Below are 22,851 nucleotides of genomic sequence, written 5' to 3' on the forward strand. Positions count from 1 at the left end.
CGAGACGGCTGCTTGGCGCTGCCGCTTCAGGTCGTCCGCTCCGGACAGCACGTCGCCGTCGCCTCACTGCTGCTGACAGTGGGAGAGGCGGAGCAACTGCACGCGGCCCTGTGCTACGCGCTGGGCGATGAGCCTGCGCCTGCCAACGCATCGGTATGCCGTCAGCCGATCCACTATCCTGGCGGCCGACAGCGGTACTGAGGTCTGCCCCAGCCTGCCCGTACCCCATCCGGCATCAGCCGACCAACAGGCGGTAGTGCCCTCCGGCGCGCACGGCGAGCAACCGGGACGATGCCCGCATTCGCGCTGGAGGGTGCTACCGGGGGCGGGGTCCAGGGGCCGCTTTGGGCCCCTTGTACCACCGCGCCGAGCTGACGACGCTGGAACCTGGCGCCGCGCACTGCGGGCTGCTGGCCTGCGGCCATTGGAGTGCCTGCGGTGATGGCGGCCCGATGGTGTCTGCCGCAGGACGACGAAAGCCGCACCCGTGCGAGCCGAATGCCGCGAGGCGGCGCACAGGCGGCGCGGAGCGAAGCGCACCCACCCGCAGAGCGCACCTGCACCCGCGAAGCCAACGACGAGTCAAGCCGTCCCCGCCGTCGAGGGCACCACCCAGGAAGCGAACGTTGCGCGGAGTCGAACACGCAGATCCGCTTCCTGCGGGTCAACGAACGCCACCACTCCATCGCGATCGCCGCCGTCCGAGATCTGCCCATCGACCCGGTCCGCACTCGCGAGCTCTCCCACTACGCCCGCACGGACCGTCGTCGACAAAGTCAGGCCCTCAGCGGCCCGGGGATTCCCGACGACTGAGGCTTTGGCTACGGCGGTCGGCTCCCAGCCGGGCGTAGTAGCCGAGGAGTTCGGGGGCGTCCACCGCGGCCGGATTGACGACCTGCTCGACGGGCGCGCCCTGGAGCAGCCGCTTCACCGGGACTTCGAGCTTCTTGCCGGTACGGGTGTGCGGAATGACCGGTACGTCGATGATCTCGTCGGGGACATGGCGCGGTGAGGCGCCCGTACGGACCGCCTCCTTGATCCGCTCGCGCAGACCGTCGTCCAGCGTCACCCCGGCCGCCAGGACCACGAACAGCGGCATCCAGTAGCCGCCGTCCGGCTCCTCCGCGCCGATGACGAGCGCTTCGGCGATCTCCGGGAGGCGTTCGACCACGTCGTGGATGTCGGCGCTGCCCAGGCGCACACCGTTGCGGTTGAGGGTGGAGTCGGAGCGGCCGTGGACGACGACCGAGCCGTGGCCCGTGACCGTGATCCAGTCGCCGTGCCGCCAGACGCCCGGATAGCAGGAGAAGTAGGCGTCGCGGTAGCGGGCGCCGTCGGGGTCGTTCCAGAAGTACAGCGGCATGGAGGGCATGGGGCGGGTGACGACCAGCTCGCCGACCTGGTCCACGACCGGCCGACCCTCGGCGTCGTACGCGGCCAGGGCCACGCCGAGGTGCGGGGCCGACAGTTCGCCCGCCCACACGGGGGTCGTGGGCGCGCTGCCGGCGAAGCCCGAGACGATATCGGTGCCGCCGCTGATGGACGCGAGCAGCACGCGGTCGCCGACGTGGTCGCGGACCCACGGGTAGGCGGAGGCCGGCAGGGCGGAGCCGGTGCAGCCGACGACGCGGACGGACGACAGGTCGTGTACGGACGGGTCGATGCCGAACTTGGCCATGCCCAGCAGATACTGGGGGCTGGTGCCGAAGACCGTGACGCGGTGCCGGGCCACCAGCTCCCACAGCACGTCCGGGCGGGCGGAGGGCGCCGGGCTGCCGTCGTAGGTGCAGGTGGTCGCGCCGGTCAGCAGTGTGGAGACGACGAGGTTCCACATCATCCAGTGGGTCGTGGTGTACCACAGCAGGCGATCGCCGGGGCCGAGGTCGGAGTGCAGACCGAGGGTCTTCAGATGCTCCAGCAGTACGCCGCCGTGGCTGTGGGCGATGCCCTTGGGCAGACCGGTGGTGCCGGAGGAGAACACGACCCACAGGGGGTGGTCGAACGGCACGGGCGCGCAGACCAGTTCCTCGGAGCGGGTGGCCGCGTCCTCCCACGGCACCACCGGACAGGGGGCGGCGGCATCGGGCCAGGGCAGGCCCATGTGGTCCACCAGCAGCGTGGCCTTCAAGGTCGGCAGCGCGCGGACCAGTTCGAGGGCGGCCTCGCGGCGGTCGTGCGTGGTGCCGTTGAAGAGATAGCCGTCGGCGGCGACCAGTACGGTCGGCTCGAGCTGGCCGAACCGGTCGGCGGCGGCCCTGGGCGCGTAGTCCTGCCCGCACACCGACCACACGGCGCCCAGGCTCGCGGCGGCCAGGAACGCGACGACGGCGTGCGGGGTGTTGGGCAGATAGCCCACGACCCTGTCGCCCGGCCCCACCCCCAGGTCGCGCAGGGTCGCGGCCACCGAGGCGACCTGGGAGCGCAGCCGCGCCCCGGTCACCTCGTACCCGGCGCCGGTCTCGTCGAGGGCGACGATCGCCACGTCGTCGTCGCCGAGGTCGCGCAGGGCGTGGTGGGCGTAGTTGAGGGTGGCGCCGGGGAACCAGCGGGCGCCGGGCATGGTCTCCTCGGCCAGGACCCGCTCGTACGGGGTGTCCGCGGCGCTGTCTGAGATATCTGCGAAGTCTGCGATGTTGAAGTACTCCCACACCGCGCCCCAGAAGCCCTCCAGATCGGTGACCGACCAGCGGTGCAGGGCGGCGTAGTCGGAGCCGTCCACCCCGACGCGGCGGGCGAACTCCGCGATGCGGCTGGTGGCGGCGGCCTCCGGAGCGGGGGTGAAGAACGGTTCCGGGTACGGCGTGCTCATCGCGTCGCGCTCCTCAACAGGCTTGTCCGGTCGGTCCATGGGGAAGGATGGGGGCTTCGTGCGGTGTGCAGCAGGGCCGCCCAGTCGGCCGTGGCCGTGAAGTCGCGGCCGCCGGACGGGACGACGTCCATCACGACGCGGTCCGGCCGCAGCAGCACGGCGTCCGCCCGGCCGTGGCGCAGCCAGTCGGCGAGGCGGCCGTCGTCCCCGAGACCGGCCACGGGGACGGTCCGGGCGCCGAGGCCGTCGGCCACCGCCTTCAGCGAGGGGGACAGCGGTACGGCGGTCAGCACGGCGAACGAGTCGCCGAGCAGTTCGTCGAGGCGGACGCGCCGCCACTCGGCGGCCACCCACGGCTGCGGGCAGAAGCGGCCCACGAGGGCGCGGCTGTGGGGGAAGGCGCGACGGGGTACGAGCGGGCCGGCGGTCAGGGCCGGACTCAGGTCGCGGGCGGCTGCCGCGCTCAGACCGGGGACGCGCACGGCCGCGCCCAGGGCGCCCCGGCGGACTGCGGCGGCGCCGTCCTGGCCGCCGGTCATGGCCCAGCCCATGGCGACCGCGAGCCGGATCATATGGCGGGCGTGGGGCTTGCGCTCGCACTCGTACGTGTCCAACAGCCGCTCGCCCGAGCCCTGCTGGAGGACGCGGGCGAGCTTCCAGGTGAGGTTGTGGGCGTCGCGCAGGCCCGCGCACAGCCCCTGCCCGATGAACGGCGGGGTCAGATGGGCCGCGTCGCCGAGGAGGAAGACGCGGCCGAGGCGCCAGCGGTCGGCGATCCGTGCCCGGAAGGTGTACTGCGCCTGCCGCACCACCTCGAAGTCGGCGGGGTGCGCGAGATCCACCCATGGAGCGACCAGCTCCCGCAGCCGCTCATGGTCCGGTTCCGCCTCGCCCTCGTCCGGCAGCCGGAACTCCCAGCGGTAGCGGTCCTCGCCGATGCGCATGAACGTCGCCGGCCGCCGTGGATCACAGATCTGCTCGACGCCCTCCCAGCAGCGGACCGGGAGGCTGGTGCGCACATCGACGACCGTCCAGCGCTCCTCGAACCGCAGATCCTCCCATCCGGCGCCGATGGCGTCGCGGACGCGGCTGTTCGCGCCGTCGCAGCCGAGGACGGCGTCCGCCCGCAGCAGGTGTTCACCCTCGTCGTCGCGGTACGTCACGCGGGCCGGGCCGTCGCCGTCCTGCTCGACGCCGACCACCTCCGCCCCGCCGCGCAGCTCGCACTCCGGGGCGCGGGCCAGGGCGTCGCGCAGCACCCGCTCCAGTTCGGGCTGGTCGAACATGCTGGTCTGCGGGAAGCCGTGGGCTCCCTGCGCGGTGCGCGGGAACTCGGCCATCACCCGGTGCCGGGCGTCCAGCAGCCGCAGCCCCCGCGCGGGGCGGGCGATCGCGGCGAACTCCTCCTGGACGCCCGCCGCCTGGAGGATGCGGCGCACCTCGTCGTCGGTGGCGACGGCGCGCGGCAGCGGGTAGACGTCCCGGTGGCGTTCGATGACGACGCTCCGTACGCCCCGCCGGGCCAGCAGGAGTGCGGCGGTCACGCCCACCGGCCCGGCTCCGACGATCACCACGGGGGTGCTCATGGCGCGTCCGTCACGGGGGTGCGCTGCTCGCCGAGGTCGATGCGGCCGTCCGGGGTGGCGATGGTCGCGGTCACCACATCGCCCTGCCGCAGATAGCGCGGATTCTTCGCCTGGCCCTTGAAGAACGCCTTCCACTTCACCGCGGGCGGCAGCAGCGCACCGATCTTCTCGACCGGCTTGGGCGGGGCTTTCAGGGCGGTGCCGCCGGGGGTGCCGGTCAGCAGCAGATCGCCGGGGTCGAGGGCCTGGAAGCGGGCCAGCAGGGTCAGGGCCTGCGCCGGGCGGACGATCATATCGGCGAGGGTGCGGTCCTGGCGCAGATCTCCGTTGACGGACAAGCGCAGCCGCAGATCGAGGAGGCGGGTGAACTCGTCCGGCTCCAGCAGGGTGAGATAGGGCCCGGCCGGGGTGAAGGTGGGGTACGACTTGCTCTCGTAGAACTGCGTCTTCGTCAGCTGTACGTCACGGGCGCTGACGTCGTTGGTGATCACCAGCCCGGCGACATGGGCGGGGAGGTCGCGCTCCTCGACGACGGTGCCGACCGGGAGGGGCGCGCCCATGACCAGGCCGAGCTCGATCTCGTAGTCCAGGAAGCGCACATGCCGCGGGCGGACGACGCTCTCGTACGGGCCGCTGACCGAGCCGGACGCCTTGCGGAAGAAGGCGGGCGGGATATCGCCGGTGAACCCCGAATCGCGGGCGTGGCTGCGGTAGTTGACCATCTGGGCGACCACGCGGCAGGGGGCGGTGACGGGGGAGAGGGCGGCCAGGTCGGCGACCGGTGTGCCCGGGGCGCCGGAGGCGGCGGCCTCTTTGACGGCGGCCCGGTCGGCCAGCAGTTCGGCGGTGGTGACGGCCGTGGTGTCGACGGGGACGGCGCGGTCGCCGAGGACGACCCACCAGCCGTCGGCGGTGCGCAGGACGTTGGTGCTCATGTCATTGCCTTTGCGATGGGGGATCCATGAAGGGGGGAAGGGGTCAGGAGTTCATGGCCTTCAGCAGGCCCACCAGGCGCGCCGGGTCCATCTCGCTCTCGCCGCGCAGGGCCTGGACGACCTCGCGGATCCGCCGCGGGGAGGGGCTGGCGCCGAGGAAGTCGCGGGTGGCCGGCGGCCCCCACTGGGCCAGCCCGCTGGTCGACATGGGCGCCCAGCCGGGCTCGAGGTCGCAGGAGAAGAGATCGCCGTCGGCGAAGTGCTCCAGCATGAAGTGGTCGGGGTCGCGCCAGTAGTCGAAGAGCTGGCTGCCCTGGATATGCCGGCCGATGCCCCAGCTGCGCCGGTAGCCGCGCTCGGCCAGGTACTCCCCGCCGGCGGCGATCGAGTCCAGGTCGGTCACCTGGTAGGCGGAGTGGACATAGCCGTTGCCCGGCCCCAGATGGATGGCCAGCGTGTGATGGTCGACGGCCACACCGCCCTGGTCGCAGCGGATGAACGCCATCGTCGGGCCGCGCCCGCGCTGCCCGTCCAGGAACAGGAAGTCGGACACGATCATGCCGAGCGTGTCCAGGTACCAGTCCAGGGCCCGAGCGAACACGCGGGTCTCCAGCACCACATGGCCCAGCCGCTGGATACGGGACGGCTCGCGCGGCGGCCGCTGTGTGGCGTTCGTACGGCGCTGATCGGTGCCGGAATTGAGCAGCAGGGCCTGCTGTTCGGGCAGCGCCGGCAGCTCCTCGCCGCAGTGCACCACGCGTACGGGGAGGCCGGACGGGTCGAGCAGGTCGACCGCGCTTCCGCCGCCCGGCACGTCCGCGTCCCGTACGGAGGTCCCCGTCGCGCGGGCGAGCCGGTCCAGATCGGCCCGTTCGGCCGCGCGGAACACCGGGCCGATGAATCGGGACGTACACCCCTTGCGGATCACCATGCACGGCGGGCCCGCGAAGGTGCCCCGCAGCCACAGCTCCCGCTCGGTGCGGGCGGCGACGGCGAATCCGAAGTCGCGGGCGAAGACCTCGGCCCGGTCCAGGTCGGGCTTCTCGAACTCCAGCCAGGCGACGTCGGCCACCTTGATCACGGGGTTCCGGGACCGCCCGGGGTGTTCGCCGCGCAGGGCGCCCCGTTCGCTGTGGAGGTCCTGGTGGGCCGTTCTGACGCTGGTCTTGGACATGGTGTCCTCCAAGCAACATTGCCGTAATGATGAAATCATCAGCATTGACTCTTCAATCGTCAATGGCGATGTTGAGTAAAGTGAAGAAGTCATCAGAACTGTGGCGTCGCGATCACCGTTGCTAGACTCACGCGTATGCCGACGTCAGCCCCGCCCCGCAACCGATTCGAACGGCGTCGCGCCGAGACCCGCCAGGCGCTCGTCCGGGCGGCTCGGCAGGTACTCGCCGAGACCGGGGACACCAGCGCGAGCATCCAGGCGATCGCGGAGCGCGCGGACGTCGGCTTCGGCTCCTTCTACAACCACTTCGAGTCGAAGGCGGAGCTGTTCGACGCGGCGGTCAGGGACGCGCTCGAAGAGCTCGGCCAGACCTTCGACGAGCGCCTGGAGGGCATCGACGACCCGGCGGAACTCGTCGCGGCGGGCTTCCGCCTCAGCGCGCGCCTCGCCGACTCCCGGCCCGAGCTGATGCAGGTCCTGCGCCACCGCGGCCTCAGCCACATCCAGTCCGCCTCAGGTCTCGCCCCGCGCGCCGTACGTGATCTGGAGGCCGGCGTCGCCTCCGGCCGGTTCGCCATCGCTGACCCGACCGTCGCGGTGACCGCCCTGGGCGGCTCGCTGCTGGCGCTCGTGGAGCTGCGGTTCGCCCGCCCGGAACTCGACGGTGACGAGGCCGCGTCGAATCTGGCCGAGATGTTGTTGCGGATGCTTGGCGTCCCGCCGGACGACGCCCGCGACGTCGCCCGTCGCCCACTGCCCGAACTCGACTGACAACGTGGTGAGCGCCGTGCCCAAGCCCGTCATCCGCGAACCGATGCGCCGCAACTCGCGCTCCAACCGCGCCCGCATCCTGGCCGCCGCCCGGCAGGAGCTCGGCCGGAACCCCGATGTGACCCTGGAGGAGATCGCGCGCGCCGCCGGTGTCGTCCGCCGTACGCTCTTCGGCCACTTCCCGGGCCGCGCGGCTCTGTTGGACGCCCTTGCCGAGGAGGCGTCCGAGGCCCTGCGGGGCGCCGTGAGCCGAGCGCCTGACACCGGGGAGCCGCCCCAGCGCGCCCTGGCCCGGTTCGTCCTGTCGATCTGGCCCGTGGGCGACCGCTACCGGCTGCTCCTCTCGCTCGCCCGCCAAGACCTGGGCACGCAACGGGTGTCCGAGATCCTGGCCCCGGCCCGCGACGAGGCCACCGCCATCCTCGAGCGGGGCCAGCGCGCCGGGGTGTTCCACGACCATCTGCCCGCGGCTGTGTTGAGTGCCGCCCTGGAGGCCCTGACCCTCTCCCTGCTGGAGAGCGTCAACACCGGGACGTGGGACGACGACGGGACGCGCACCGCGGTGGCCACGCTGCTCGCCGCGGGCGTATCGGAGCCGGCGGCGACCGCGACCGTCGAGGGCGTGGCGGCGGAGGCGCGGGCCGAAGCCGCCGACGGCTGAGCGCGTACCGGACGCTGCCAGGGGATCACGCGGACGTCGCACCGGGGCGGAAGGTGACCGCCTTGCCGGTGAAGCGGGCGCTGATCCCGCTCTCCGTGGCGGTAACCGACCGCAGACGCAGCCCCTCGGGGATGTTCCGGAGCGGTATGGGCTCGCGCAGCGCCCTGTCGAGCAGCGCCTTCGCGGGAGGGATCAGCTCGCCCCGGGTGACGCGTACGTCTGTGAAGGCGATGCGGTTGCCAACCGCTGCCGACACGGCCGCGCTCACGGTCACCTCACCGGTGAGCGGCAGACTGACCGTCGCATCGATCCGGCCGGGCTCGTCGTCCGCCGAGACATCCAGGCCGAGGGCGTTCGAGACGTCCTCGTACGACAGGAGGGCGGTCGCCTCGACGCTGCGCGTATGGGCGTCGTCGGCGCTCCCCGAGGTCTTCAGCCCGTCCAGGCCGACGGTCAGCTTTGCCACCGGCAGCGGCCGGGCCGTCCCCCGGGCGGGCAGGTCATGGGCGGTGACGTCGACGTGCCGGAGGCTGCCCCGGGCCAGCTGCGTCAGTACGGGAAAGCCGCTGACGTGCACCGATGGCCGCTCGGGGGTTCCCATGCCCTCCTGGAACGCCTTGGCCGTACGGCTCTCCGCGCGGGCCGCGGCGGCCCGGTCGACCACGACACCGCCGATCAGCAGCGCGGCCAGCGACGCGACGGCGATGACCTTGCGCCGCCGGGCCGGGGGCGGGGGGCTCGCGTACCCGGCGGCGTGCTCGTACTGCTCCTGGACATGGGGTTCCCGGTACAGGGGCTCGTCGTCGTGCTGGTAGTGGTACATGGGGTTCCTCTCATGCGTGCGGGGTTTCGGACGCGGGGCGGCTGAGTTCGCGGACCTGTGCGGCGGCGAGGCCGCCGTCCACCCCCACCGCGATCAGGGCGGCCGTCGCGGCGCGCGTGCCGTCGTCGCGCCAACTCCCGGCGTTCACACACTCCAGGAGCGCCAGCAGAAACGCTTCGAGCGCTCTGCTGAGCGGTGCGGGCGGGACGCCGGTCGGGAAGACGCCCTGCCGCTGCCCGCGTTCGATGATCGCCGCGGCCATATCGCGGGCAGGGGCGAGGATTTCGTCCTTGCGCCCCGTCCTGAGGTCCTGGGGCGCGAGTCTCAGCAGCGTGCGAAAGCGGTCGCCGACGGGCCACAGGGCGAGGACGAACCGCGCCAGCGCGGTGCCGGCATCGGGGTCGCGATCGGCGTCGGCACCGGGAACCGCCACGGCCGCCAGGGCGTGCCGTAGCGCCTCCGCGGCTTCCGCGGCGAGCCCTTCGATCAGCGCGGACCGGCCGGTGAAGTGCGCGTAGACGGTACGGCGCACCACGCCGGCGGCCTCGGCGATATCGCTGAGGCTGCTGTCGGGATCGCGGCCGAGCTCCTGTCTCGCCGCTTCGAGGATGCGGGCCCGGGTGGGCCGCGTCCGGCGGTGACCGGGGCCGTCGGCGCGTGGGCTGGTCATGTCGGACCTCCGGTCGATGGGGTCGTCGGTGCCGATGGTGGGGAGGGCGCCTCGATATTTGCACATCGATGGGCAACAAACTAGTCTGCACATCGTTGGGCAAATAACTGCCCGCAGTGCCGCCCGCAGCGTCGCGGCCGCGCCCGCGCATCCCCTCTCACCTCTGCCGCTTCGCCCCGAGGAGCTATTGATGCCGCTCATTGCCAACACGCCCGCCGAGAAGATGACGGCGCCCTATCCACGGCGCTGGTGGGCCCTCCTGGTGCTGTGCCTGAGCCTGCTGATCGTCGTCATGGCGAACACATCGCTGATCGTGGCGGCGCCGGACATGACCTGGGACCTGGGCCTGTCCAGCAGTGACCTGCAGTGGGTCATCGACGGCTACACCGTCCCCTACGCCGCGCTGATGCTCGTACTCGGCTCGATCGGCGACAAGTACAGCCGCCGCGGCGCGCTGATCCTGGGCCTGCTGATCTTCGCGGGCGGCTCGGTGATGGGCGGCCTGGTCGATGAGACCAGCCTGGTCATCACCGCCCGCGCGATCATGGGCGTCGGCGCCGCCGTCGTGATGCCGGCCACCCTGTCCCTGCTGGTCGCGATGTTCCCGAAGGCGGAGCGGGCCAAGGCCATCACGGCCTGGAGCGCCACCTCAGGACTCGCCATCGCCGCCGGTCCGCTGGCCGCCGGATGGCTGCTGCAGGACCACGCCTGGGGCTCCACCTTCCTGATGAACGTCCCCATCGCGGTTCTCGGCGTCGTCGGCGCACTGCTTCTGGTGCCGCCGTCGAAGGCCGAGAAGATGGGCGGGATCGACTTCGTCGGCGGTCTGCTCTCGATCGTCTCCGTCGGCAGCCTGGTCTACGCGACCATCGAGGGCCCGCACTTCGGCTGGGGCACCGGCCCCATCGCCGCGGCCGTGGTCGCCGGCGTCGGCCTGCTGGCCTTCGTCGCCTGGGAGCTGCGCCACCCGCACCCCATGCTGAACGTGCGCAAGTTCAAGGAGCGCCTCTTCAGCGGCTCGATGCTCGCTGTGCTGTTCTTCTTCTTCGGCACCTTCGGCTCGATCTACTACGCCACCCAGTTCCTGCAGTTCATCCTCGGCTACAACGCGCTGGACACCGGCGTCCGACTGCTGCCGCTGGCCGGAGCCGTCTTCGTCGGCGCCGCGGTGACCGGGCGGCTGGCCCCGAAGCTGGGCGTGAAGCTCGTGGTGGGGACCGGTATGGCGATCGGCACGGTCGGCGTCCTGCTGCTCACGCGGATCGAGTCGGGCTCGACGTACACCGACTTCCTGGCGCCTCTGCTGCTGCTCGGCTTCGCGATCGGCCTGAGCCTGTCCCCGGCCACCGACACCATCATGGGCTCCTTCCCCGAGTCGGAGCTGGGCGTCGGCGGCGGCGCCAACGACACCGCGCTGGAGCTCGGCGGCTCCCTGGGCATCGCGATCCTCGGTTCGCTGCTGGGCACCGCCTACCGCGACAAGCTGACCGACCTGGTCGGCGGCCACCTCCCGGCCGCCGCGCTGGACACCGCCAAGGACTCGGCGGGCGGCGGCCTCGCCGTCGCCGAGCAGGTCGCGAAGAACCCGCAGGGCGGCCCCCAGCAGGCCCAGGCCCTGGTCGGCGCGGTCCATGAGTCCTTCGCCCACGCCGTCGCCCACACCAGTCTGATCGGCGCCATCATCATGGCCGCCGGAACCCTGGTCGTCGTCGCTGTCCTGCCCGCCCGCAAGGCCGCGGGCAAGCACAGCCAGGAGGCGCCGGTGGCGGCGGAAGCCGACCCGGACGAGGCGTACGAACGGTACGAAGAGGAGCGGGCCGACGCCGTCCGCTGATCCGCCCCGACCCCAGGATTCCCGCCCGCCCCGCCCGCCCCCGTTCGCCCGGCCGTTTCCCAGGCCGGGCGAACGGGGGCGGCGTCGTTTTCGGCCCGGCGTTTTCGGCTCAGCGCAGATGGTCCGCCGTGGCCGCTGCCGCCAGGGCGAGCAGGGCGGCCGTGTCGTCCAGGGTGGCCGGGTCTTCGGAGAGCCTGCTGGTGGCGACCCGTATGTGGGGCTGGGAGTAGGAGACGCAGAAGCGGCCGCCCGGTGAGACGGTGACGCCCCGGGCGGCCAGGGTGACCAGCGCGGAGGTCTCGTCGGCCACGGGCACCCAGAGCATGAGGCCGTCCTGGTTGAGGGTGGGCACGCCGAGCCCGGCGAGCCGTTCGGCGAGCGCGCCGCGGCGCAGCCCGTACCGCTCGGCGGCCTCCTGGACCCGGCGGGTGGTGGCCGCGTCGGTGAGCAGGTGGGCGAGCGCGTCCTGGAGGATGCGGCTGGTCCAGCCGGAGCCGAAGGTCCGCAGGACGCGGGCGCGTTCGACCAGTTCCCCCGGGCCGCCGACCACGGCCAGGCGCAGATCGGGCCCGTACGCCTTGGAGTAGGAGCGGACCAGGGCGGTGCGCCCCGGGAGGTGCGTTCCGATGCTGGCGCCCGGGCGCGTGGCGAGCGGGCCGATGCCGTCGTCCTCGATGACGGTGACGTTCGGGGCGTCCTCCAGGACGGCGGCGAGGGCGGCGGCCCGTTGTTCGCTGAGCGTCCAGCCGCAGGGGGCCTGGGCCCGGGACTGGTGCAGGAACAGGGCGGGGCGCTGGTCGAGGGCGCGCGCCAGCGCGTCGGTGCGCGGGCCTTCGGCGTCGCAGGCGACCGGCACGACCTGGGCGTCGAGGGCTTCGAGGATGTCCAGCAGGCGGGCCGCCGTGGGGTCCTCCACCATGACCCGGTCGCCGGGGACGATCAGCGCCTGGCACAGCAGTTGTACGCCCGCGTAGCCGCCGTCGACGGCCATCCACGCCTCGGGCGCGAACGGCCAGGTGTCACGCACGGCGTCGAGGAGCCCGTCCGTGATGGCGGTGCGGGAGTAGTCGTTGAGCAGGGGGGTGCGCGCCCCGGCGAGCAGGGCGTCGGCCGGCGGGGGCAGCAGGGCGGGGTCCGGTGCGGCCACGGCGAGGTCGAGGGTGAGATGGGTGCCGAAGTCGCCGACGCGTTCGTAGCGCACCGGGTGCGGGACCGACGGGGGGCCGCTGACCACGCTTCCGCGCCGGCCGAGCGTGGTGATCATCCGGTGCCGGCGCAGCACCGCCCACGCCTCGGCCACGGTGCTGGGGCTGACGGCCAGTTCACCGGCCAGCGCCCGCACGGTGGGCAGCGAGCTGCCGGGGGCCAGCTCCCCTGACCGGATCAGATCGGTCATGGCGACCGCGATGCCGCGGGCGCTCGCGTCCTTGATGTGCCCCGCCAGCCTGCTGGTCGGCCAGCTGCCGCCCGGTCCCTCGACCCTGCCGTTTCCGTCGCTCACCAGCTCGTTCCCCCACTTCTGCGCCCACAGGTCACGACACGGAAAAACTATGTTCAGTAACAAACTAGATCTTGTTTGACCTCTGTTCTGAACAATAGCCTGCCGGTCATTGCATGGATGAAAACAAGCCATGTGCGTCAAGTGCGTCATGAGCGAGCTTTGCGTGTCATGTACCAACCGCTAGGAGTGCGTGCTGTGTCATCGCCCACGATCCGTCTGGGACTCCGCGACTGGGACCACCTGGTGCCGCTGATGTCCGGGCGGGTGCAGGTGCCGGGCTTCCGGGTCGAGATCGACGCGCGGGACGTCACCCCCGACGTGCTCGCCGAGCCCGGCCTCGACGGCGGGGAGACCTCCTTCAGCCGCTACGTACGGGCCCGCGCGGCGGGCGACGACCGGCTGGTCGGCCTGCCCGCGTTCGTGATGCGCGGCTTCCGCCACCGCTGCGTCCTGGTGCGCGCCGACAGCCCGCTGCGCTCGTTCGACCGGCTCGCCGGTGCCCGGGTCGGCCTCACCGGCTGGCCCGACTCCGGCAACACCTGGACCCGGGCGCTGATCCGGGCCGCTGGCGTGGACCTGGCCGGTATCGAGTGGCGGGTGGGGCCGCTGGCCGCCGGGGAGGTCGGCAAGGAGCGGCTGGGAGACCGTCCGCTGCCGCGACACGTGTCAGCCATGGCCGAGGGCGAGTCGCTGGTCGGGGAGCTGGCCGAGGGGCGGCTGGACGCGATCCTCACCCCCTTCATGCCGCCGGAGTTCTTCACCCCGGACAGCCGTTTCCGGCATCTGCTCGACGATCACCCGGCCGCGGAGCGCGCCTACTGGGCGGCCACCGGGTTCGTGCCCGGGATCCACCTGGTGACGCTGAAGAAGGAAGTCGTCGAGGCCCACCCGGAGCTTCCCGCCGCCCTTCTCGCGGGCCTGGAGGCGTCCAAGTGCCACTGGCTGGAGCGGCGGCGGCTGCTCGCCGACACCACGCCCTGGCTGCTGCACTCCCTCACCGAGTCGGCCGAGGTCTTCGGCGCGGACTGGATGCCGTACGGCACCGAGAACAACGCCGCGATGACCCGGGCCTTCTGCGAGGAGCTGTACGCGCAGGGCATCGCGCCCGAGCCCATCGACCCCGCCGTCGTCTTCCCGCTGCCGTCCGCTGCCGTCGCCCCCGCCGCGTGACGCCGTCGGCCCTGCCCACCTCACCGACCGAGACTTTCTGGAGCACCATGCGCATCGCCGTAGGACAGTTCGCCGCGAGCCCCGACTGGAAGGAGAACTTGGGCGCGTGCCTCGACCTCGCCGCCGAGGCGGACCGGGGCGGCGCGGAACTGCTCGTTCTCCCCGAGGGCGTCCTGGCCCGCTTCACCGAGGACCGCCACCGCATCCGCGAGGTCGCCCAGCCGCTGGACGGCCCGTTCGTCACCGAACTGGCCGCCGCCACCGCGCACAGCCCCACCACCATCGTGGTGGGCATCCACGAGCCTTCCGACGACGGCCGGGTCTTCAACACCCTGGTGGTGCTCCGCGCGGGCGAGCTGATCGCCCGCTACCGCAAGATCCACCTCTATGACGCCTTCGGCGACCAGGAGTCCGCCAACGTCCGCCCCGCCGACGAACCGCCTGTCGTCGTCGAGGTGGCCGGCACCAAGGTGGGCCTGATGACCTGCTACGACGTCCGCTTCCCGGAGCTGGCCCGGCTGCTGACCGACGCGGGCGCCGAGGTGCTGGCGCTCCCGGCCGCCTGGGTGCGCGGCCCGGCCAAGGAACGCCACTGGGAGGTCATGATCGCCGCGCGGGCCCTGGAGAACACCTGCTGGGTCGCCGCCAGCGGCGAGTCCGGCCCGCGCAACATCGGCAACAGCCTGATCGTCGACCCGCTCGGCACCGTGCGCGCCCGGCTCGCCACCGGCCAGGGCCTGGCCTGGGCCGAAGCCGACCCGGGCGTCACCGCCGCCGCCCGCTCCACCCTCCCCGTCCTCGCCAACCGGCGGTTCGCCGTCGACCCGACCGTCCGTCCCCTGGGCACCCTTCCCCTCGGCACCCTTCCCCTCGGAGCCTGATATGTCCCCCAGACGACTCGCCCTCGCCGCCGGCGCCGCCCTGTCCTGCACCGCCCTGCTCGCCGCCTGCGGCGCCAACCCGCCTCAGGCCGACGGCGCGGCGAGCGAGAAGACGGCCGCCGCGGCTGGGTCCCAGCTCACCGAGGACAAGGAACTGCACGGCCAGCTGCCCGAGAAGGCACGCAAGTCCGGAAAGCTGGTGTCGGTCAACAACGGCTCCTTCCCGCCGTACGAGATCGCCGGCTCCGACGGCCACAACCTCACCGGGGCCTCCGCGGACCTCTCGGCCGCGCTCGGGAAGGTCCTCGGCGTCACCATCGAGCATGTGACGGCGGACGGGCTGCCCAGCGAGCTGACCGGCATCAAGGCCGGCCGCTACGACTTCGCCATCGGCCCGATCGGCGACTTCAAGGAGCGGCAGGGCGCCAACGACTTCGTGGACTGGGTCCGGGAGTTCGTCGTCTTCGCCGTGCCCAAGGGCAACCCGAAGAACATCACCTCCCTCGACACCGCCTGCGGCCGGAAGGTCGCGGTCATGGCCGGCGGCTCCGCCGAGGGCGTCATCAAGAAGCAGTCCGACGCGTGCAAGAAGAAGGGCAAGGCCGCCGTCCAGGTCCAGTCGTACAAGGACCAGCCGTCCTCCATCCTCGCCGTGAAGTCCGGCCGCGCCGACGCGTTCTTCTCCTCGCAGGCCCCGCTGACGTACTTCGTGCAGCAGTCCAAGGGAGAGCTGGAGCTGGCGGGCACCGGGCAGTCCAACGGGTTCGACGACCTCTACCAGGGCGCCGTCGTCCCCAAGGACGGACCGCTGCGCGACGTCCTGCTCAAGGCCATCCAGAAGCTCATCGACAACGGCAGCTACGACCAGATCATGCAGAAGTGGGGGCTCAAGGAAAACGAGCTCAAGCAGGCGGGCGTCAACCTCGCCAAGTCCTAGCCCCGGCGCCGGATGACTCACGTCGCTGACTCACGCCGCTGACTCACGACGGATGACTTACGAAGGATGACTTACGAAAGGAGGTGAGCCGCCATGGCCACCGCCCCCTCCCCGGACTCCGCGGACCACACCCCGGATTCCCCGGACCACCCCCCGGCGGTCGTCGCCGTCAAGGAACGGACGGAGCACCCGCACGCCCCCGACCACCCCGTGGACGTGGCCCACGCCGTTCCCGTACGGCATCCGCTGCGCTGGCTTTCCGTGGTGGTCCTGGCCGTGCTCGCCGCCCAGCTCGGACACTTCCTGATCACCAACCCCAATTTCGAATGGGGCACGGTGGGCGCCTACTTCGGCGCGCAGGTATTCGGCCAGGGCATCGCCACCACCATCGAACTCACGGTGGTGGCCATGGCGATCGGCACCGTCGGCGGCGTCTTCGTCGCGGTGGGCCGCATGTCGGAGAACCGGGTGCTCAGCACGGTCTGCGGCGCCTACGTCTGGTTCTTCCGCGGCATCCCGGTCCTGGTGCAGCTGATCTTCTGGTACAACCTCTCGGCGCTGCTGCCCCGGATCTCCTTCGGCATCCCGTTCGGCCCCGAGTTCATCAGCGCCGAGACCAACACCCTGATCAGCCCCTGGCTCGCCGCCATCCTCGGCCTCGGCCTCAACGAGGCCGCGTACATGGCCGAAATCGTGCGCGGCGGTCTGCTCGGCGTCGACCACGGCCAGACCGAGGCCGCCTCCGCGCTCGGCATGGGCCGGGCCCGCATCCTGCGCCGGATCGTGCTGCCGCAGGCGATGCGCTTCATCGTGCCGCCCACCGGCAGCCAGGTCATCAACATGCTCAAGGCGACCTCGCTGGTCAGCGTGATCGCCCTCGCCGACCTGCTGTACACGGCGCAGTCGATCTACAACCGCACCTTCGAAACCATCCCGCTGCTCGTCGTGGCCTGCCTGTGGTACCTGGTCATGACCTCCGTGCTCTACGTCGGGCAGTCGTTCATCGAGCGCTACTACGCCCGCGGCAGCAGCCGTAACTCCCCGCAGAGCTTCTGGGACTTCGCGCTCTTCCGCCGCCGTACGGCACGGGTACGCAAGGCAGGGACGGAACCCGTATCGGAGACCCCCTCATGACGACGATGACGACCAAGGCGACGGACCCGGCCACCACCTGGCCGATGGTGCGGGCGCACCAGGTGCACAAGCGGTTCGGACATATAGAGGTCCTCAAGGGCATCGACCTGGAGGTCCACTCGGGCGAGGTGGTGGTGCTGCTCGGCCCGTCCGGTTCGGGCAAGTCCACCTTCCTGCGCTGCGTCAACAACCTGGAGCGGATCGACTCCGGCTCCGTCCACGTCGAGGGCGAGCTGATCGGGTTCCGCCGGGCCGGCTCCCGCGTCCACCACCTGCGGCCCCGCGAGGCGACCCGGCAGCGGCGCGACATCGGCATGGTGTTCCAGCACTTCAACCTGTTCCCGCACCAGACGGTCCTCGGCAACGTCATGGAGGCCCCGGTGGGCGTCCTGGGCATGCCAAAGGCTGAGGCGCGGGAGACGGCGCTGCGGCTGCTGGAACAGGTGGGTCTCGCCGAGAAGGCGGACGCCTACCCGCGCCGGCTGTCCGGCGGCCAGCAGCAGCGGGTGGCCATCGCCCGCGCCCTGGCCATGCGGCCGAAGCTGATGCTCTTCGACGAGCCGACCAGCGCCCTCGACCCCGAACTGGTCGGCGAAGTCCTCGCCACCATGCGGGACCTGGCGCGCGGCGGCCTCACCATGCTGGTGGTCACCCACGAGATCGGCTTCGCCCGGGAGGTCGCCGACCGGGTGGTCTTCATGGACGGCGGCCGCATCGTCGAGAGCGGCACCCCCGAGGAAGTCCTGGACAACCCGGCCAACCCGCGCACCCGGGCGTTCCTCAGCCGCTTCCTGTGAGCGGGCGCCCCCGCGCCCGCCTTCGCCCCGTGCCGGGATTCCCGTCACGGGGCGAAGGCGTGAACGCCACTCAACCACTTCTCGTGCGCAAAACACTTTCTGAAGCCATATGAGAGCCAGGTCAAAGCCCAACCTCGTTTCCGTTGAGTGACCTTGCCGCTCGGGGCGGCCAGGCTCCGCTCGCCTGCGGCGAAGGGGCCCTGGCCGCCCGCCTGCCCGCCGCATCCGTCACTCCTCGCGCAGGGCGTCCCGCGCCGCGTCGACGAAGTCCGTGAGGGCGGCCCAGAACGGCCGGTAGGCGGCCTCGAAGCGGCGTACGGCCTCGGGGTCGGCGGAGGAGTCGGAGCGCATGTCCCGCAGGGCCCGGTGGAACGGTCCGGTCGCCCTCTGCAGCGCGTTCGCCGCCGTGGCCGCGGCGGGCGGTCCCTCCAGCTCGACGACGCGCACGCGCCGGCGCAGCTTCCCGTACTGGTCGAGCTCCCGCTCGACCAGCTCTTCGAGGGCGGCGGCCCGGCGCTCGGCGTCGGCGGTGCGCTGGGCGGCGGACACCTCCCAGTACACCTCGACGTTCTGGTGGGCGTGTTCGATCAGATCGAGGTACGCCGTGCGCCTGCTCTCGCGCCGCCGCTCCGACTGCTGGGCCCGTGCCGCGGTGTCCGCCTGGATCCGGGCGGCCCGGGTGTTGCCCCGGCTGGTGACCCAACTGGCCAGGACGGCGGTGCCGCCGGTGAGGGCGGCGATCCAGAACGTGCTGTCGGCCACGGTGCGAAGCTCCTCGGTTCGTCATGTCAGGCGGGCGGCCACTATCGCCCGATCGTAGGAAGATTAGGAAGATACGGAAGACGGAACGGTTCGGCGGTGCGGCGCGGGAGATACGTTCCCGGGCATGAGCGCATCCGGACTGCGGCCGGTCGTCACGGAGTTGAGGCTGTCGGCCTTCAAGACGCACTGCCGCGCGGCCTTTCCCCTGGGGCCGCTGACCTTGTTCGCCGGGCCGAGCGGAAGCGGTAAGTCCGGCGTGTTGGAGGCGTACGCGGCGCTCGCGCGCCTGGCGGGTGGTCAGCGGCTGGAGGAGGTCTTCCGCGACCCCGCCGGGTACATCCCGCGGCGCGCCCGGCCGGACGGGCAGGGGCGGCGCGGCTTCCGGATCGGCTGCACGGTGGACGGCCCGGTCGGGCCGGTGCGGCTGGACGTGGCCGTGCAGGCGGAGCCCGAGCTGCGGATCGTGGGCGAGCGGATGACGGGCGCGGGGGAGACCCTGCTGGAGACGGCGCTGCGCGACCCGGGGCGGCGCCGGGTGCAGGCCGCCTGGCATACGGCGGGGGCGGTCGCGGTCACCCGCGCCCCGCTGCCCGACGACCGGCTGGCCACTGCGCTGCTGCCGCTGCGGGTGGCGGGCAAGACCGAGGGGCAGCGGCTCGCGCTGGCCGCCGCCGAGCAGGTCGTCGTCGCGCTGCGGTCCGTCTTCGTCTGCGATCCGCGCCCGGAGCGGATGCGGGCGCCGGCGCCGCCGCGGGACGGGCGGCTGCGCGGCGGCTGCGAGAACCTGGCGGCGGTGCTGCGGCGTACCAGCCGGGAGTGCGGCTCCCGGCATGCGGCGCTGGTCGCGGCGGTGCGGGCGGGATGCACCGGGCCGGTGGAGGACCTGGTCACGGAGGGGCCGGCGGGCGGGGTGGTGCGGGCCCTGCTGGCGCAGGGGGAGCTGGGGGCGATGCCCGTCGAGCGGCTGGGGGACGGGGAGCTGCGCTATATCGCGCTCGCGCTGGTGCTGCTCACCGGGCCGGGGGTGCTGGAGATGGACCCGGCGGCGGATGTGCTCTCGGCGCGGCAGGTGCTGACGGTGCTGGCCGACGGGTTCGACCGGTGCCTGGACCGGCGGCAGGCGCGGGCGCTGCTGAGGGTCGCGGCGCGGATGTGCGCACGGGGGCACATCCGGCTGGTGGGGACGGTGGCGGAGCCGCCGGTGGCGGATCTGCCGGGCGCGGAGGAGGCGGCTGGGGCGACAGTGGTACACCTGGGGTGTGAACGAGGCACGAGAGTACCGACAGCCCGATGAGTCGCAGCTTGATGAGGCGCAGGCCGGGGAGTCGCAGGTCGAGGGGGCGCAGGCCGGGGAGTCGGCGGTCGGGGGGTCGCAGGCTGAGGGGTCGCGGGCCGAGGGGCGGGATGTGCGGGCGCTGCAGGCTCGGCTGGCCGCGTTCGCCGCGGCGCGCGACTGGCAGCCGTACCACACGCCCAAGAACCTGGCCGCGGCACTGAGCGTCGAGGCGTCGGAGCTGGTGGAGATCTTCCAGTGGCTGACGCCCGAGGAGTCGGCACGGGTGATGGAGGACTCGGGGAGCGCGGCCCGGGTCGAGGACGAGGTCGCCGACGTACTGGCGTATCTGCTCCAGTTCTGCGAGGTGTTGGGGATCGACGCGCTGGCGGCTCTCGCTGCCAAGATCGATCGCAATGAGGTCCGTTTTCCGGCCACCAGGCGTTAGGGATCTTCGTTTCGTCACTCTCTGTAGTGAAAAAGTTATCCACAACGCAACTGTTGTCAACAGATTCCTGAATTCCCCTAGCTTTTCTGCCTGTTAGTCATCACTCTGGGTAGTGGAGGAGTGACGGGTGCGGGAAGTCCGTTGATGAGGGGAGCGGGGCATGGACGCGATGCGGCTGATCGGTGTCACGCGGCACGCTCTGGCGCAGGCCGGGACCGTGCATGACATCGTGGCCGAGGCCTGGCAGATACAGGCCCTGGCGGAGGCGATCGGTGGCCACTTTGTGGTGAGTGGCCCGGCGGCCGCGCGTGCGGAGGCGCGCGGCCTGTGTGAGGCGGGAAACAGGGCGCGCGGCGCTCTGTTCCACCCCGCGTTGCATCACCCCGCCTTGCACAGCGGTGGCTTACGGGCCGCCCAGCTGTCCGAGGTGAGGGATCCGAGGGAGGTGTTGCTGGCCCTCGGCGATCTGCTCGCGGAGGCGGGTTTCGCGCTGGTCGGCGTCGCCTCCAATACAGACGAGGAGGCGCTGTACTGGCAGTGCGTCGAGGCGATCGACGCGGCGGACGAGGCGAGGGACCGGGTGCACGGGATGCTCAGGCACATGACGGTGCTGGAGTGGGGTGGCGCGGCATGACAGTGCAGGATGGGATCCATGGACCTGCGAATCTTCACCGAGCCCCAGCAGGGGGCGAGCTACGACACCCTGCTCTCCGTCGCCAAGGCCACCGAGGATCTTGGATTCGACGCGTTCTTCCGCTCCGACCACTATATGAAGATGGGAGACGTCGACGGGCTGCCCGGCCCCACCGACGCGTGGATCACCCTGGCCGGGATCGCCCGCGAGACCCGGCGGATCCGGCTCGGCACGCTGATGACGGCCGCGACCTTCCGGCTGCCGGGCGTGCTCGCGATCCAGGTCGCGCAGGTGGACCAGATGTCCGGTGGCCGTGTGGAGCTGGGCCTGGGCGCGGGCTGGTACGAGGAGGAGCACCGGGCGTACGGCATCCCCTTCCCGGCGGAGAAGTTCGCCAGACTGGAGGAGCAGCTGGCCATCGTCACCGGTCTGTGGCGCACGCCGGTCGGCGAGACCTTCGGATACGACGGGGCGCACTACCAGCTCGCCGACTCGCCCGCGCTCCCCAAGCCCGCGCAGGACCGGGTGCCCGTGCTGATCGGCGGCCACGGCAAGACCCGTACCCCCCGCCTCGCGGCGCAGTACGCGGACGAGTTCAACATGCCGTTCGCGTCGGCCGAGGACAGTGAGCGGCAGTTCGGACGGGTCCGGGCGGCGGCCGAGGCCGCGGGCCGCAAGGGCGACGACCTGGTGTACTCCAACGCGCTGGTGGTCTGCGTGGGCAAGGACGACGCCGAGGTCGCCCGGCGGGCCGATGCCATCGGACGCAAGGTGGACGAGCTGAAGGAGAACGGTCTGGCGGGCTCGCCGGCCGAGGTCGTCGACAAGATCGGCCAGTATGCGCAGGCCGGTTCGTCGCGGATCTATCTCCAGGTTCTGGACCTCGACGACCTCGACCACCTGGAGCTGATCTCCTCGCAGGTCCAGGCCCAGCTGAGCTGAACCCCACGCACCACCGCATGACTGCACCACCGCACCACCCTGAGCAAGGAGCACCCGTGATGTCTGCCCGCCGTACGCCACTGGCCGCCGCCCTGGAGCGCGGGCCGCTCGTCCTCGACGGCGGGCTGTCCAATCAGCTGGAGGCGCAGGGCTGCGATCTCTCCGACGAGCTGTGGTCGGCCCGGCTGCTGGCCGATGACCCGCGGCAGATCGAGGAGGCCCATGCGGCGTATGCGCGGGCGGGCGCACGGGTGCTGATCACCAGTAGCTATCAGGCGACCTACGAGGGCTTCGCCCGTCGGGGCGTGCTGGAGAAGGAGGCCACGGCGCTGCTGGAGCGCAGCGTGGAGCTGGCGCGCCGGGCGGCCGAGGGTGCGGGCGTCACCGCCGACCGGCCGGTGTGGGTGGCCGCCTCCGTCGGTCCGTACGGGGCGATGCTGGCGGACGGCAGCGAGTACCGCGGGCGCTATGGGCTGAGCGTCGGCGAGTTGGAGCGGTTCCACCGGCCGCGGATCGAGGCACTGGCCGCAGCCGGACCCGATGTGCTCGCGCTGGAGACGGTGCCGGACGCCGATGAGGCCGAGGCGCTGCTGCGGGCGGTCGAGGGCTGTGGGATACCGGTGTGGCTGTCGTACAGCATCGCGGGAGAGCAGACCCGGGCCGGGCAGCCGCTGCGCGAGGCGTTCGCCCTGGCGGCGGGGAACGACCAGGTGCTGGCCGTGGGCGTCAACTGCTGTGAGCCGGGCGACGCCGACCGGGCGGTGGAGATCGCCGCGACGACCACGGGCAAGCCGGTGGTGGTCTATCCGAACAGCGGCGAGGAGTGGGACGCCAAGGCCCGCGGCTGGCGCGGCCGGGCGACGTTCGACCCGGCACGGGTGAAGGCGTGGCGCGACGCGGGCGCGCGGCTCATCGGAGGCTGCTGCCGGGTGGGGCCGGACCGGATCGCGGAGCTGGCGGCCGTGATGGCCGACGAGCGGAAGTGACTGACATATGAAAGCGGCGAGCGGAAGTGGCCGGTGTCAGTAGCCGGCGGAAGGGGGAGCGTGGGACTGAACCAAAGGGGGAGAGCGTGGGACTAAACCATTAGAAACGCGGCGGTGGTCCGG

Annotated in this window: 21 protein-coding genes; 13 read left to right on the forward strand and 8 right to left on the reverse strand. The window is 72.0% G+C overall.

Going from position 1 to position 22,851, the window contains the following annotated elements:
- Nucleotides 1-784 precede the first annotated feature (784 nt).
- The 4 genes from ACFV2X_RS18240 to ACFV2X_RS18255 are packed head-to-tail and all read right to left on the reverse strand — an operon-like array spanning nt 785 to nt 6,504.
- Nucleotides 785-2,809: an acetoacetate--CoA ligase gene (locus tag ACFV2X_RS18240; RefSeq protein ID WP_385617335.1), complete on the reverse strand. Its 2,025-nt coding sequence runs from the start codon at nt 2,807-2,809 to the stop codon at nt 785-787.
- Nucleotides 2,806-4,395: a bifunctional 3-(3-hydroxy-phenyl)propionate/3-hydroxycinnamic acid hydroxylase gene (locus ACFV2X_RS18245; protein ID WP_385617337.1), complete on the reverse strand. Its 1,590-nt coding sequence runs from the start codon at nt 4,393-4,395 to the stop codon at nt 2,806-2,808. The genes ACFV2X_RS18240 and ACFV2X_RS18245 overlap by 4 nt, the downstream gene beginning before the upstream one ends.
- Nucleotides 4,392-5,330, reverse strand: coding sequence for a fumarylacetoacetate hydrolase family protein (locus ACFV2X_RS18250; RefSeq protein ID WP_385617339.1), 939 nt, complete (start codon nt 5,328-5,330; stop codon nt 4,392-4,394). Before ACFV2X_RS18250 ends, ACFV2X_RS18245 begins: the two co-directional genes overlap by 4 nt.
- Nucleotides 5,331-5,373: 43 nt before the next feature.
- Nucleotides 5,374-6,504 (reverse strand): VOC family protein, encoded by a 1,131-nt coding sequence (locus ACFV2X_RS18255; protein ID WP_385617341.1) that lies wholly within the window; start codon nt 6,502-6,504, stop codon nt 5,374-5,376.
- Between the two features lie 135 nt (nt 6,505-6,639).
- Here ACFV2X_RS18255 and ACFV2X_RS18260 point away from each other — a divergent pair, with 135 nt between their 5' ends.
- Nucleotides 6,640-7,275, forward strand: a complete 636-nt coding sequence (locus tag ACFV2X_RS18260; protein ID WP_385617343.1) for a TetR/AcrR family transcriptional regulator — start codon at nt 6,640-6,642, stop codon at nt 7,273-7,275.
- Nucleotides 7,276-7,291: 16 nt separating this feature from the next.
- Nucleotides 7,292-7,936, forward strand: coding sequence for a TetR/AcrR family transcriptional regulator (locus ACFV2X_RS18265; protein WP_385617345.1), 645 nt, complete (start codon nt 7,292-7,294; stop codon nt 7,934-7,936).
- A gap of 25 nt (nt 7,937-7,961) precedes the next feature.
- Here ACFV2X_RS18265 and ACFV2X_RS18270 read toward each other — a convergent pair whose 3' ends face one another.
- Nucleotides 7,962-8,759, reverse strand: coding sequence for a DUF2993 domain-containing protein (locus ACFV2X_RS18270; RefSeq protein ID WP_385617347.1), 798 nt, complete (start codon nt 8,757-8,759; stop codon nt 7,962-7,964).
- A gap of 10 nt (nt 8,760-8,769) precedes the next feature.
- On the reverse strand, nt 8,770-9,429 hold the full coding sequence (locus ACFV2X_RS18275) for a TetR/AcrR family transcriptional regulator (RefSeq protein ID WP_385617349.1): 660 nt from the start codon (nt 9,427-9,429) through the stop codon (nt 8,770-8,772).
- A 190-nt stretch (nt 9,430-9,619) separates the two neighbouring features.
- Here ACFV2X_RS18275 and ACFV2X_RS18280 point away from each other — a divergent pair, with 190 nt between their 5' ends.
- A complete protein-coding gene (locus tag ACFV2X_RS18280; RefSeq protein ID WP_385617351.1) occupies nt 9,620-11,263 on the forward strand; it encodes an MFS transporter in 1,644 nt (547 codons plus the stop codon).
- 109 nt (nt 11,264-11,372) lie between these two features.
- Here ACFV2X_RS18280 and ACFV2X_RS18285 read toward each other — a convergent pair whose 3' ends face one another.
- Nucleotides 11,373-12,764 (reverse strand): aminotransferase class I/II-fold pyridoxal phosphate-dependent enzyme, encoded by a 1,392-nt coding sequence (locus ACFV2X_RS18285; RefSeq protein ID WP_385617353.1) that lies wholly within the window; start codon nt 12,762-12,764, stop codon nt 11,373-11,375.
- A gap of 195 nt (nt 12,765-12,959) precedes the next feature.
- Here ACFV2X_RS18285 and ACFV2X_RS18290 point away from each other — a divergent pair, with 195 nt between their 5' ends.
- The 5 genes from ACFV2X_RS18290 (at nt 12,960) to ACFV2X_RS18310 (ending at nt 17,683) form a co-directional block, all read left to right on the forward strand.
- A complete protein-coding gene (locus tag ACFV2X_RS18290; RefSeq protein ID WP_385617355.1) occupies nt 12,960-13,934 on the forward strand; it encodes a hypothetical protein in 975 nt (324 codons plus the stop codon).
- 47 nt (nt 13,935-13,981) lie between these two features.
- Nucleotides 13,982-14,815, forward strand: a complete 834-nt coding sequence (locus ACFV2X_RS18295) for a nitrilase-related carbon-nitrogen hydrolase (RefSeq protein WP_385617357.1) — start codon at nt 13,982-13,984, stop codon at nt 14,813-14,815.
- Between the two features lies 1 nt (nt 14,816).
- Entirely contained in the window at nt 14,817-15,752 is a 936-nt protein-coding gene (locus tag ACFV2X_RS18300; protein ID WP_385617359.1) for an ABC transporter substrate-binding protein, read from the forward strand.
- Nucleotides 15,753-15,845: 93 nt separating this feature from the next.
- Nucleotides 15,846-16,886 carry an amino acid ABC transporter permease gene (locus ACFV2X_RS18305; protein WP_385617361.1) on the forward strand — a complete coding sequence of 347 codons (1,041 nt, stop codon included), beginning with the start codon at nt 15,846-15,848 and terminating at the stop codon, nt 16,884-16,886.
- Nucleotides 16,887-16,891: 5 nt separating this feature from the next.
- Nucleotides 16,892-17,683 (forward strand): amino acid ABC transporter ATP-binding protein, encoded by a 792-nt coding sequence (locus ACFV2X_RS18310; RefSeq protein WP_385617577.1) that lies wholly within the window; start codon nt 16,892-16,894, stop codon nt 17,681-17,683.
- Nucleotides 17,684-17,911: 228 nt separating this feature from the next.
- On the opposite strand, the gene ACFV2X_RS18315 is transcribed toward ACFV2X_RS18310, so the two are convergent.
- The gene (locus ACFV2X_RS18315) at nt 17,912-18,445 is read right to left on the reverse strand and encodes a hypothetical protein (protein ID WP_385617363.1); all 534 of its coding nucleotides are present in this window, start codon (nt 18,443-18,445) and stop codon (nt 17,912-17,914) included.
- A 124-nt stretch (nt 18,446-18,569) separates the two neighbouring features.
- Here ACFV2X_RS18315 and ACFV2X_RS18320 point away from each other — a divergent pair, with 124 nt between their 5' ends.
- The 5 genes from ACFV2X_RS18320 to mmuM all read left to right on the forward strand — a co-directional run bounded on the left by ACFV2X_RS18320 (nt 18,570) and on the right by mmuM (nt 22,728).
- Entirely contained in the window at nt 18,570-19,739 is a 1,170-nt protein-coding gene (locus tag ACFV2X_RS18320; RefSeq protein ID WP_089508629.1) for an AAA family ATPase, read from the forward strand.
- 112 nt (nt 19,740-19,851) lie between these two features.
- Nucleotides 19,852-20,166 carry a nucleotide pyrophosphohydrolase gene (locus ACFV2X_RS18325; protein WP_385617579.1) on the forward strand — a complete coding sequence of 105 codons (315 nt, stop codon included), beginning with the start codon at nt 19,852-19,854 and terminating at the stop codon, nt 20,164-20,166.
- A 160-nt stretch (nt 20,167-20,326) separates the two neighbouring features.
- Nucleotides 20,327-20,800: a DUF6099 family protein gene (locus tag ACFV2X_RS18330; RefSeq protein WP_385617365.1), complete on the forward strand. Its 474-nt coding sequence runs from the start codon at nt 20,327-20,329 to the stop codon at nt 20,798-20,800.
- A gap of 18 nt (nt 20,801-20,818) precedes the next feature.
- On the forward strand, nt 20,819-21,742 hold the full coding sequence (locus tag ACFV2X_RS18335) for an LLM class F420-dependent oxidoreductase (RefSeq protein ID WP_385617367.1): 924 nt from the start codon (nt 20,819-20,821) through the stop codon (nt 21,740-21,742).
- A gap of 59 nt (nt 21,743-21,801) precedes the next feature.
- A complete protein-coding gene (gene mmuM / locus ACFV2X_RS18340) occupies nt 21,802-22,728 on the forward strand; it encodes a homocysteine S-methyltransferase (protein ID WP_385617369.1) in 927 nt (308 codons plus the stop codon).
- The last annotated feature ends 123 nt before the right edge of the window (nt 22,729-22,851 follow it).

This window comes from Streptomyces sp. NPDC059679 (assembly GCF_042734105.1).
In the GTDB taxonomy this organism is placed as follows: Bacteria; Actinomycetota; Actinomycetes; order Streptomycetales; family Streptomycetaceae; genus Streptomyces.

Excerpts from the sequence above, each read along its gene's own strand:
- ACFV2X_RS18240 (WP_385617335.1), bottom strand. The coding sequence starts at position 2,809 with ATGAGCACGCCGTACCCGGAACCGTTCTTCACCCCCGCTCCGGAGGCC.
- ACFV2X_RS18245 (WP_385617337.1), bottom strand. The coding sequence starts at position 4,395 with ATGAGCACCCCCGTGGTGATCGTCGGAGCCGGGCCGGTGGGCGTGACC.
- ACFV2X_RS18250 (WP_385617339.1), bottom strand. The coding sequence starts at position 5,330 with ATGAGCACCAACGTCCTGCGCACCGCCGACGGCTGGTGGGTCGTCCTC.
- ACFV2X_RS18255 (WP_385617341.1), bottom strand. The coding sequence starts at position 6,504 with ATGTCCAAGACCAGCGTCAGAACGGCCCACCAGGACCTCCACAGCGAA.
- ACFV2X_RS18260 (WP_385617343.1), top strand. The coding sequence starts at position 6,640 with ATGCCGACGTCAGCCCCGCCCCGCAACCGATTCGAACGGCGTCGCGCC.
- ACFV2X_RS18270 (WP_385617347.1), bottom strand. The coding sequence starts at position 8,759 with ATGTACCACTACCAGCACGACGACGAGCCCCTGTACCGGGAACCCCAT.
- ACFV2X_RS18275 (WP_385617349.1), bottom strand. The coding sequence starts at position 9,429 with ATGACCAGCCCACGCGCCGACGGCCCCGGTCACCGCCGGACGCGGCCC.
- ACFV2X_RS18280 (WP_385617351.1), top strand. The coding sequence starts at position 9,620 with ATGCCGCTCATTGCCAACACGCCCGCCGAGAAGATGACGGCGCCCTAT.
- ACFV2X_RS18295 (WP_385617357.1), top strand. The coding sequence starts at position 13,982 with ATGCGCATCGCCGTAGGACAGTTCGCCGCGAGCCCCGACTGGAAGGAG.
- ACFV2X_RS18300 (WP_385617359.1), top strand. The coding sequence starts at position 14,817 with ATGTCCCCCAGACGACTCGCCCTCGCCGCCGGCGCCGCCCTGTCCTGC.
- ACFV2X_RS18305 (WP_385617361.1), top strand. The coding sequence starts at position 15,846 with ATGGCCACCGCCCCCTCCCCGGACTCCGCGGACCACACCCCGGATTCC.
- ACFV2X_RS18310 (WP_385617577.1), top strand. The coding sequence starts at position 16,892 with ATGACGACCAAGGCGACGGACCCGGCCACCACCTGGCCGATGGTGCGG.
- ACFV2X_RS18320 (WP_089508629.1), top strand. The coding sequence starts at position 18,570 with ATGAGCGCATCCGGACTGCGGCCGGTCGTCACGGAGTTGAGGCTGTCG.
- ACFV2X_RS18330 (WP_385617365.1), top strand. The coding sequence starts at position 20,327 with ATGGACGCGATGCGGCTGATCGGTGTCACGCGGCACGCTCTGGCGCAG.
- ACFV2X_RS18335 (WP_385617367.1), top strand. The coding sequence starts at position 20,819 with ATGGACCTGCGAATCTTCACCGAGCCCCAGCAGGGGGCGAGCTACGAC.
- mmuM (WP_385617369.1), top strand. The coding sequence starts at position 21,802 with ATGTCTGCCCGCCGTACGCCACTGGCCGCCGCCCTGGAGCGCGGGCCG.